At 73.5% G+C, this 9,604-nt stretch carries 8 protein-coding genes and 1 pseudogene; 5 read left to right on the forward strand and 4 right to left on the reverse strand.

Annotated features, from left to right (window positions below; genetic code table 11):
* Positions 1-566, forward strand: a pseudogene (locus M4J07_RS44305) (sensor histidine kinase); the annotation flags it as partial.
* On the forward strand, positions 554-1,225 hold the full coding sequence (locus M4J07_RS44310) for a response regulator (RefSeq protein ID WP_255982356.1): 672 nt from the start codon (positions 554-556) through the stop codon (positions 1,223-1,225). The pseudogene M4J07_RS44305 and the gene M4J07_RS44310, both read left to right, overlap by 13 nt.
* Positions 1,226-1,328: 103 nt before the next feature.
* Here M4J07_RS44310 and M4J07_RS44315 read toward each other — a convergent pair whose 3' ends face one another.
* Entirely contained in the window at positions 1,329-2,000 is a 672-nt protein-coding gene (locus M4J07_RS44315; protein WP_255982358.1) for a phosphatase PAP2 family protein, read from the reverse strand.
* A 187-nt stretch (positions 2,001-2,187) separates the two neighbouring features.
* Between M4J07_RS44315 and M4J07_RS44320 the strand changes: the two genes are divergently transcribed.
* Entirely contained in the window at positions 2,188-2,994 is an 807-nt protein-coding gene (locus M4J07_RS44320) for a hypothetical protein (RefSeq protein WP_255982360.1), read from the forward strand.
* Positions 2,995-3,052: 58 nt separating this feature from the next.
* Here M4J07_RS44320 and disA read toward each other — a convergent pair whose 3' ends face one another.
* Both disA and radA read right to left on the reverse strand, forming a co-directional pair.
* Complete coding sequence (disA, locus tag M4J07_RS44325; RefSeq protein WP_255982362.1) at positions 3,053-4,177, reverse strand: DNA integrity scanning diadenylate cyclase DisA; 1,125 nt, start codon at positions 4,175-4,177, stop codon at positions 3,053-3,055.
* A 79-nt stretch (positions 4,178-4,256) separates the two neighbouring features.
* Positions 4,257-5,666 (reverse strand): DNA repair protein RadA, encoded by a 1,410-nt coding sequence (radA, locus tag M4J07_RS44330; protein ID WP_255982365.1) that lies wholly within the window; start codon positions 5,664-5,666, stop codon positions 4,257-4,259.
* Positions 5,667-5,882: 216 nt separating this feature from the next.
* Here radA and M4J07_RS44335 point away from each other — a divergent pair, with 216 nt between their 5' ends.
* Positions 5,883-7,616 (forward strand): BACON domain-containing protein, encoded by a 1,734-nt coding sequence (locus M4J07_RS44335; protein ID WP_445276314.1) that lies wholly within the window; start codon positions 5,883-5,885, stop codon positions 7,614-7,616.
* Positions 7,617-7,635: 19 nt separating this feature from the next.
* On the opposite strand, the gene M4J07_RS44340 is transcribed toward M4J07_RS44335, so the two are convergent.
* Positions 7,636-8,505 (reverse strand): hypothetical protein, encoded by an 870-nt coding sequence (locus tag M4J07_RS44340; protein ID WP_255982369.1) that lies wholly within the window; start codon positions 8,503-8,505, stop codon positions 7,636-7,638.
* An 80-nt stretch (positions 8,506-8,585) separates the two neighbouring features.
* On the opposite strand from M4J07_RS44340, the gene M4J07_RS44345 reads away from it, so the two are divergent.
* Positions 8,586-9,518 carry a Ppx/GppA phosphatase family protein gene (locus M4J07_RS44345; RefSeq protein WP_255982371.1) on the forward strand — a complete coding sequence of 311 codons (933 nt, stop codon included), beginning with the start codon at positions 8,586-8,588 and terminating at the stop codon, positions 9,516-9,518.
* Positions 9,519-9,604 lie beyond the last annotated feature (86 nt).

Below are 9,604 nucleotides of genomic sequence, written 5' to 3' on the forward strand. Positions count from 1 at the left end.
GGCTGCTCGGCCTGCGCCACCGGATCACGGCGCTCGGCGGGGCCTTCGACGCGGGCCCGCACGAGGGCGGCTTCCGGGTGAGCGCCCGGCTGCCCGCGCCCGGCCTCGTGCCCGGCACCCCGGCGGGCGGCCCCGCCGACGCCGGGTTCGTGCACGCCCGGCGCACCGCCAGACGCCGGGTGGGCCTGGCCTTCGGGGCGGCCGCGGTCGCGGGAACCGTCCTGATCGGCGGGGCGTTCACCTGGTACGCGTACACGAAGACCCACGCCGTCCTCACCCCGCGGGTGTTCGCCCAGCTGCGCCTCGGGACGCCACTGGCCGAGGTGGAGCCCCGGCTGCCCGGCCGCACCATCACCGACCCGCCCGTCGAGCGCGCGCCCACCCCGCCGCCGGCGCCCGCGGACTGCCGCTACTACCGGGCGAGCGGTGAACTCTTCGTGCCCGTCGAGCACTTCAGACTCTGCTTCGACGACGACGCCGCGCACACCCTCATCGACAAGACGGTGATCCCCAGGGCGGGCACCGCCGACCAGGTACAGGAAGAGGAGCGCGAATGGGCCCGCTGACCGCAGGAAGGATCCGTGTCCTGCTCGCCGACGACGAGGCGATGATCAGGGCCGGGGTGAGCGCGATCCTCGCCGCGGGCGGCGACTTCGACGTGGTCGCGGAGGCCGCCGACGGCCGGGAGGCCGTCCGCCTCGCCCAGGCCCACCGCCCGGACGTGGTGCTCCTCGACATCCGCATGCCCCGCCTGGACGGCCTCGCGGCGGCGGAGGAGATCACGGCGACGGTGCCCGGCACGGCGGTGGCGATGCTGACCACGTTCTCCGAGGACGCGTACGTGGCCCGCGCCCTCGGCGGCGGCGCGACCGGCTTCCTGCTCAAGTCCGGCGACCCGCACGAACTGATGGCGGGCGTACGGGCGGTGGCGGACGGCGCCGCGTTCCTGTCGCCGAAGGTCGCCCGGCACGTCATCGACGGCCTCGGCGGCGGCCGCCTGACCCGCGAGGCCGCCGCCCGGCAGCGCGTCGCGGCGCTCACGCCGCGCGAGCGCGAGGTGCTCGGCCTGGTCGGCGCGGGCCTGTCGAACCCGGAGATCGCCGAGCGCCTGCACCTCGTGGAGGGCACGGTGAAGGCGTACGTCAGCGCGGTCCTGGACCGCCTGGAGGTCAGGAACCGCGTCCAGGCGGCCATCGTGGCGTACGAGGCGGGACTGCTGACGTAGGGACAGGTGGCATAGGCGCAGCTGTCGTAGGGACTGCTGTCGTAGGGGCTGCTGACGTAAAGACAGATGACGTCACGTCAGCAACCCTGTCACCCCCGCCGGTTCAGCGGCGGTGCGCGGCGTGCCGCGGCTGCTGCCCCTGGGCGTGGACGGAGGCGTAACCGCCGCCGGCCGGACCGGGGCCCGCGAACCACCGCACCAGCCCGTTCCCCGACCCCCGCATCGCCTCGGTCACCCGCGCCCCCGGCCGGGTCAGCAGCCGGACGACGAGCAGCGCGACCAGGGTGCCGAGCAGCAGGCCCGCCGCGACGTCGTGCGGGTAGTGCACGCCCACGAAGACCCGGGAGAACGCCATGAGGATCGCCATCGGCACCGTCAGCCACCCGACCTTCGGCCAGGCGAGCGCCAGGCCCACGGCCGCGGCGGCGGCGATGGTGGCGTGGTTGGACGGGAACGACCAGTCCCCGTAGACGGGACAGTCGACCAGGGAGGGCAGCGCCCCGGCGACCGCCCGGCACGGCCGTTCCTCGTCGATCCCCGACTTGATCAACTCGCTGCACACGTACGCCACCGCGGTCGCCAGCGGTGCGAGCACCGCGACGGCGAGGGCCCGCGGATCGCCGCGCCGCGCCCGCCACCAGGCGACGACGAACAGCACGGCGAACAACAGCAGACCCAGTTCCGTCCACACCTCCATCAGATGCTGAAACCACGAAGGAGTGTCGTGGGCGAATTCGGTGATGTCGCGATAGAGATCGGAGTCGATGGTTCCCATGGTCACGGACAGTACGCAATGACCGGGCCGCGTCACATCCTGCGATGGTCGCGCACCTCACCTGACGATCGACAGGGGTCCCGGAGCGCCCGCGGAAGGCCCCGCGTGATGATGATCCGGAAAACTTGCGGGACGAGGCGGCGGGTGGGCGCCGGACAACGGCCCGATCTCTCGTAAGGTTTGAGCCGTGGGATCTCTGCGCAATCCGATCGGGCCGCTTCCCTCCTCCATCTACTGGCGACGGAGGGCCGTTCTGCTGTCCGTGTTCGCGCTGCTCGCGTTGCTGGTCCTCTGGGTCGTCAACCTGGGTGGCGGGGGCGGGAACAACGGCGCCGACGGGTCCAACGGCAAGCACCCGACGGAGTCGATCACGCCCGGGCCTTCGGGCACCGGCCCCGCGATCAGCCAACACCCGGGCGGGCGGGACGAGTCGAGCGGCTCCGGTTCCGGTTCCGGTGACGGCTCGGGCGACGGGTCGGGCGACGGCTCCGGTGGCTCCGGCGGGTCGGACGACTCGGCGGGCGGTGACGCGGGCGACGGCGGTGGCGGCGGTTCGTCCGCGGGCGACCAGGTCCCGGCCGGCTCCAGCCTGCCCGACTGCACGGCGGGCGGCGTCGCCCTGTCCGTGCGCAGCGTCCACAACGCGTACACCCCCGGCGAGAAGCCGAAGCTCGAACTGATCGCCAAGAACTCGACGGACAAGTCCTGCAAGGTCGATCTGGGCCCGAAGAGCGCCGTCGTGACGATCACCAAGGCGGACGGCGACAAGAAGTTCTGGTCGTCCGAGGACTGCCCGGCGGGCTCCGGCAGCCTGCTGCTGCGCGTGCCGGCGGGCGGCAAGGTCACGCACACGCTGACCTGGGACCGCCGGCCGAGCGCCCCGCAGTGCGCGACGCCCGCCGCGGGAGCGGCCGGGACCGGCACGTACCTGGTCGAGGTGAAGGCGGCCCAACTGGCCGGGGCGCAGGCGTCGTTCGTGCTGAAGGCCGACTGAGCCGACCACGTGGTCCCGGACGGTTCGGTCCGGGCTGCGCGGCTAGACGGCCAGGCGGCTACACGTAGCGTTCGAGGATCGACGACTCGGCCAGCCGGGACAGGCCCTCGCGGACGCTGCGCGCCCGGGCCTCGCCGACCCCGTCGACCGTCTGCAGGTCGTCCACGCTGGCGGCGAGCAGCTTCTGCAGCCCGCCGAAGTGCTCGACGAGACGGTCGATGATCGCCCCCGGCAGCCGCGGCACCTTCGCCAGCAGCCGGAAGCCGCGCGGCGACACCGCCGAGTCCAGCGCCTCGGGCGAGCCCGTGTACCCCAACGCCCGCGCCACGATGGGCAGTTCGAGCAGCTCGCCGTGGTGCAGCGCGTCCAGCTCGGTCAGTGCCTCGTCCACCGTGCGGGAGCGCTTGGCCGTCGGCTCGGGCACGTAGTCCCGCACGACGAGCTCGCGCTCGGGCTCGACGCCCGCGATCAGCTCGTCGAGCTGCAGGGCGAGCAGCCGGCCGTCCGTGCCCAACTCGACGACGTACTCGGCGATCTCGGTGGCGATGCGGCGCACCATCTCCAGGCGCTGGGCGACCGCCGTGACGTCCCGAACGGTGACCAGGTCCTCGATCTCCAGGGCGGACAGCGTGCCCGCGACCTCGTCGAGCCGCAGCTTGTAGCGCTCCAGGGTCGCCAGCGCCTGGTTCGCCCGGGACAGGATCGCCGCCGAGTCCTCCAGGACGCGGCGCTGTCCGTCCACGTACAGGGCGATCAGCCGCATCGACTGCGAGACCGAGACGACCGGGAAGCCGACCTGCTTGCTGACGCGGTCCGCCGTGCGGTGCCGGGTACCGGTCTCCTCGGTCGGGATCGTCGGATCCGGGACCAGCTGCACACCGGCCCGCAGGATCTTGTCGAGGTTCGAGGAGACGACGATGCCGCCGTCGAGCTTGCACAGCTCGCGCAGGCGCGTGGCCGTGAACTCGACGTCGAGGATGAAGCCACCGGTGCACATCGTCTCGACCGTCTTGTCGGAGCCGAGGACGATGAGCCCGCCGGTGTTGCCACGGAGGATGCGCTCCAGGCCGTCGCGGAGGCCGGTGCCGGGCGCGACCGCGCTCAGCGCGGCGCGCATCAGACCGTCCACGCTGGAGCTCCCGCCGGACTTGCCGGGAGCTGACGCCCGGTCGTTGGCTGCCACTGCACTCCTCCGGATCGCAGACTGTGGGGTGCCCTGGAGTTCGTCACGTTCGTACGCACGGGCGAGACCAGGGCAAAGTCTACCGGCGCTCCTCCGTCTCCCGTGGGGCCTCTCGGCGACGGCTCTTCGGCAGCACCCGCAGCGCGTCCCCTATATCGGCGACTTCCAGGACCTTCATACCGGGCGGGACCTTGCCGGGATCGGCCGGTACGAGGGCGTGCGTGAACCCGAGCCGGTGCGCCTCGGCCAGCCGGCGCTGCACGCCCGTGACCCGCCTGACCTCGCCCGCAAGGCCCACTTCTCCGATCGCCACCAGGTTCTTGGGCAGCGGGGTGTCGCTCGCGGCGGAGGCGAGCGCGAGCGCGATGGCCAGGTCGGCCGCGGGCTCGGAGAGCTTCACGCCGCCGACCGTCGCGGAGTAGATGTCCCGCTTGCCCAGGGCGCTGATCCGGCCGCGCTGCTCCAGCACGGCCAGCATCATCGAGACGCGGGACGTCTCCAGGCCGGAGGTGGTGCGCCGGGGGGAGGGGATCTGGGAGTCGACCGTGAGGGCCTGGACCTCGGCGACCAGGGGGCGGCGGCCCTCCAGGGTGACGGTCAGACAGGTGCCGGGGACCGGCTCGGCGCGCCGGGTCAGGAAGAGGCCGCTGGGGTCGGCGAGGCCCGTGATGCCCTCGTCGTGCAGCTCGAAGCAGCCGACCTCGTCCGTCGTCCCGTACCTGTTCTTGACGCCGCGGACCAGGCGCAGCCGCGCGTGCCGGTCGCCCTCGAAGTTCAGCACCACGTCGACCAGGTGCTCCAGGAGGCGCGGGCCGGCGATCGCGCCCTCCTTCGTGACGTGGCCGACGAGCAGGGTGGACATGCCGCGCTCCTTGGAGGCGCGGATCAACGCCCCGGCCACCTCGCGCACCTGCGCCATGCCGCCGGGCGCCCCGTCGATCTCGGGCGAGGCCACCGTCTGCACGGAGTCCATGATCAGCAGCGACGGCTTCACCGCGTCCAAGTGGCCGAGGACCGCGGAGAGATCGGTCTCCGCCGCCAGGTACAGGTGGTCGTCGATCGCCTTGATGCGGTCGGCGCGCAGCCGCACCTGGGAGGCCGACTCCTCACCCGTCACGTAGAGGGTCTTGTGCTCCGCGCTCGCCGACTTGGCCGCGACGTCGAGCAGCAGCGTGGACTTGCCGACGCCGGGCTCGCCCGCGAGCAGCACCACCGCGCCGGGGACCAGACCGCCGCCGAGCACCCGGTCCAGCTCGGGCACCCCGGTGGAGCGGGCCGTGGCCTGTCTGCCGTCCACCTCGCCGATGGGCACGGCGGACGTCGTGACGCGGCCGGGCGCGGTGGTGCGCACCGCGGGCGCGCCGTACTCCTCGATCGTCCCCCACGCCTGGCACTCGGCGCAGCGGCCCAGCCACTTGGCCGTCTGCCAGCCGCACTCGGTGCAGCGGTACGACGGACGGTCCTTCGCGGATTTGGTACGGGCAGCCATGGAGGGAACCGTAGCGGGCCCCACTGACAACGCGGCCGACGACCGCTGTCCGACGGCCATCGCCCCTGCCATGTGCCGCTGTCGGTTGCCCCGCGTAGCCGCACTGGCCACGGAATACGCGGTTCCTGTCCCCTTTTGAGGGATCGTTTCACCCGTAAGGATTAAATGTGCTCAAGGGGGCGGAAGGGACTCCACCCGCCCCCTACGGTCGCACGGGTGATGAGCAGCAGGCCGGAACCCCCCACGCACACCACCGGCGCACACCGGGCGCACCGCGCCGGGGCGAGGCGGCCGGTGCCGCGCGCTGTTCCCCAGCGCCCGCCCGTCCGTTACGAGCCGTATCTGGACGGCCTGTTCACGTACTGTCTCTCCGTCCTGTGCGACCACGACGAGGCGATCGGCGCCCTCGGGGACGCCCTCGCGCTCGCCGAGCGGCGCGGCGGCCGCGCCCCGTCCGCCGGGTCCGACGCCGACCGCAGGGCCTGGCTGTACGCGCTGGCCCGCTGGTCCTGCCTGCGCCGCCTCGCGGAGGCCAAGCGCAGGCGGCAGGGCAGCCACGCCACGGGCCGGACCGACCGGCGGCCGCCGGCCGAGCAGCAGCCGGACCCGGCCCCGGACGCGCTCCGCCAGGAGGAGCGCCGCCGCCAACTCGCCCAGCTCGCCTGGCCGGAGGCCGCCGGCACGACCCCGGAGCAGCGCGAGGCCCTCGAACTGGCCGTGCGCCACCAGCTCTCCCCGCGCGAGGTCGCCGCCGCCCTCGGCACCGACCCCGGCGTCACCCGCGAGCTGCTCTCCGCCGCCGCCTGCGAGGTCGAGCGGACCCGGGCCGCGCTCGCCGTCGTCGAGACCGGCACCTGCCCCAGCGTCGCCCGCCTCACCGGGGACAACCAGCTGCTGCTGTCCGCCGCCCTGCGCCGCGAGCTCGTCCGGCACGTCGACGACTGCCCGCGCTGCCGCCGCACCGCCGAGCGCGCCGCCCCCGGCAGCTGGCCCGGCACCTCCGTGACCCCCGCCGCGCTGCCCCTCGTGGAGGCGCCCCGCGCGGCCCTGCACCAGGCGATGCACGCCCCGCACCCGGGCGCCCCGCGCTTCGACCGGCGCGGCTTCCCGATGGACCCGAAGGACCGGGCCGCCCGGCGCGACCGGCTGCGCGCGCGAGCCGTCACGACGACCGTCGTCGCCACCGTGGTGGCCGCGCCCGTCCTCGCCCTGTGGGCCGCCTACCGGGGAGCGCCGCAGACCGGCGAGGGCACCGACGGGCGTTCGGTGAGCGCCAGTGAGCTGGGCGAGGCCGACGAGCTGGGCGGAGAGCGGACCGGGGACGCGTACGAGAACGCGGGCAACGCGCGCACCACCCCCGACCCCCGCTTCACCAACGGCAGCCGCTCGCCCGACGTCTCCGTGGAGGTCATCTCGCCCCCCACGCGCGCGGGCACGGGCCCCGGCCGGCTCACCGTCGAGGCCCAGCCCAGCGGCGACACGACGCTCATCACGCTGACCGCGTCCGGCAGTTCGGCCGTGCACTGGTCCGCGTACACCCGGGCGTCCTGGCTGTACCTGAGCCAGGCGTCGGGCACGCTGCGGCCCGGCGAGTCGGTCACCGTCCGGGTCTACGTCGACCACCTCCGGGAGCCGGAGGGGCACTGGAGCGCGCGCGTCGGGATCGATCCGTCCGGGGCCGTCATCTCCATCGAGGGCTACGGGAGCTCCGGCACGGGGGCACCGGGTCCCGGCCCCGGGACCGGCGGTCCCGACCCGGACCCGACGCCGAACGATCCGACGCCGTCCGATCCGGACCCGACCCCCAGTGATCCGACGCCCTCGGACCCGGACCCCACACCGAGCGACCCGTCACCGTCCGAACCGGACCCCACCCCCACCGACTCCTCGCCCGCGCCGACCGACCCGTCGGGCCCGGGGGACTCGACGTCGCCGACGCAGTCCCCCTGAGCCCGCCGAGTACGCGGTGTTACGCCGGGGCCGCCGGGTCCGCCGGGTGGGGAGCGACGAGCGGCAGCCCCTTGGGCAGGACCGCGAGGCGCTCCTCGCACAGCTCGACCAGCTTGTCGTAGCCGGCCTTGCCCATCAGCTCCGTCAGCTCGGGGCGGTACGAGACGTACACCGGGTCGCCCGCGCCGTGCGCCGAGGTCGCCGACGTGCACCACCAGTGCAGGTCATGGCCGCCGGGACCCCAGCCCCGGCGGTCGTACTCGCCGATCGAGACCTGGAGCACCCGGGTGTCGTCGGGCCGGTCGATCCACTCGTAGGTGCGCCGGATCGGCAGCTGCCAGCAGACGTCCGGCTTGGTCTCCAGCGGCTCGCGGCCCTCCTTGATCGCCAGGATGTGCAGCGAGCAGCCCGCGCCGCCCTTGAACCCCGGGCGGTTCTGGAAGATGCACGAGCCGTTGTACGGACGGGTCTGGCGCTCGCCGTCCTCGTCCTTGGACACCCAGCCAGTCTCCGTGCCCACGTCGTGGTGCTGCCAGATGTCGGGGGTGAGGCGTGCCACGTACCCGGCGACGCGCTTCTCGTCGTCCTCGTCCGAGAAGTGCGCGCCCAGCGTGCAGCAGCCGTCGTCCGCGCGCCCCGCCTGGATGCCCTGGCAGCCGCTGCCGAAGATGCACGTCCAACGAGAGGTCAGCCATGTCAGATCGCAGCGGAAGACCTGCTCGTCGTCCGCCGGATCCGGGAACTCGACCCAGGCCCGCGGGAAGTCGATGGACTTCTCGTCCGGGCTCCCCTGGGACCCTGCTGTCGTCGGGGCCTGCTTCTGCTTCTGCTTTGCCGACTTGGCCTTCTTGTCGCTCTTGTCGGCCTTGGCCTTTTTCGTCTTTGGCACGGTTCCAGAGTAAGCGCGTCACGGAGTCCGTACCGACCTTGCCGGACGGCAACGCCCGTACGCGCAGTAGCGTTCCGTATATGAGACTCGGTGTCCTCGACGTGGGTTCGAATACGGTTCATCTGCTCGTGGTGGACGCGCACCCCGGCGCCCGCCCGCTGCCCGCGCACTCGCACAAGGCGGATCTTCGCCTTGCCCAACTCCTCGACGAGCGCGGGGCGATCGGGCCCGACGGGGTGGAGCGGCTCGTCGACACGATCCGGGGCGCCCTGGAGGCCGCGGAGGACAAGGGCGTCGAGGACCTGCTGCCGTTCGCCACGTCCGCGGTTCGCGAGGCGAGCAACGCCGACGAGGTGCTCGCGCGCGTGAAGGACGAGACCGGCGTCGAGCTGCGGGTGCTCAGTGGGGCCGAGGAGGCCCGGCTCACGTTCCTGGCCGCCCGGCGCTGGTTCGGCTGGTCCGCGGGACGGCTGCTCGTGCTCGACATCGGCGGCGGATCGCTGGAGATCGCGTACGGGATCGACGAGGAGCCCGACGCGGCGGCGTCGCTGCCGCTGGGCGCGGGCCGGCTGACCGCCGGCTGGCTGCCCGGGGACCCGGCGGACCCGGCGGACGTGAAGGCGCTGCGGCGGCACGTGCGGGCGCAGATCGCCCGGACGGTGGGGGAGTTCAGCCGGTTCGGGGCGCCGGACCACGTGGTCGCCACGTCGAAGACGTTCAAGCAGCTGGCGCGGCTGGCCGGGGCGGCGAGATCGGCCGAAGGGCTCTACGTCCAGCGGGAGTTGAAGCGCAAGTCGCTGGAGGACTGGGTCCCGCAGCTGGCCGCGATGACGGAGGCGGAGCGGTCCGAGCTCCCCGGGGTCTCGGAGGGCAGGGCCGGCCAGCTGCTGGCCGGGGCGCTGGTGGCGGAGGGGGCGATGGACCTCTTCGGCGTCGAATCGGTCGAGATCTGCCCGTGGGCACTACGAGAAGGCGTCATTCTGCGCCGCCTGGACCACTTGCCCGGGGTGTGAGACGGGTCGCACAGTTCCCCGCACCCACTGGAGGCGCACGGAGTGTGCCTTCCAGGGGCGCGGGGCTGCGTCATGAGCGGCTCCGC

The organism is Streptomyces longispororuber (assembly GCF_024448165.1).
Taxonomy (GTDB): domain Bacteria; phylum Actinomycetota; class Actinomycetes; order Streptomycetales; family Streptomycetaceae; genus Streptomyces; species Streptomyces longispororuber_A.

Excerpts from the sequence above, each read along its gene's own strand:
- M4J07_RS44310 (WP_255982356.1), top strand. The coding sequence starts at position 554 with ATGGGCCCGCTGACCGCAGGAAGGATCCGTGTCCTGCTCGCCGACGAC.
- radA (WP_255982365.1), bottom strand. The coding sequence starts at position 5,666 with ATGGCTGCCCGTACCAAATCCGCGAAGGACCGTCCGTCGTACCGCTGC.
- M4J07_RS44315 (WP_255982358.1), bottom strand. The coding sequence starts at position 2,000 with ATGGGAACCATCGACTCCGATCTCTATCGCGACATCACCGAATTCGCC.
- M4J07_RS44345 (WP_255982371.1), top strand. The coding sequence starts at position 8,586 with ATGAGACTCGGTGTCCTCGACGTGGGTTCGAATACGGTTCATCTGCTC.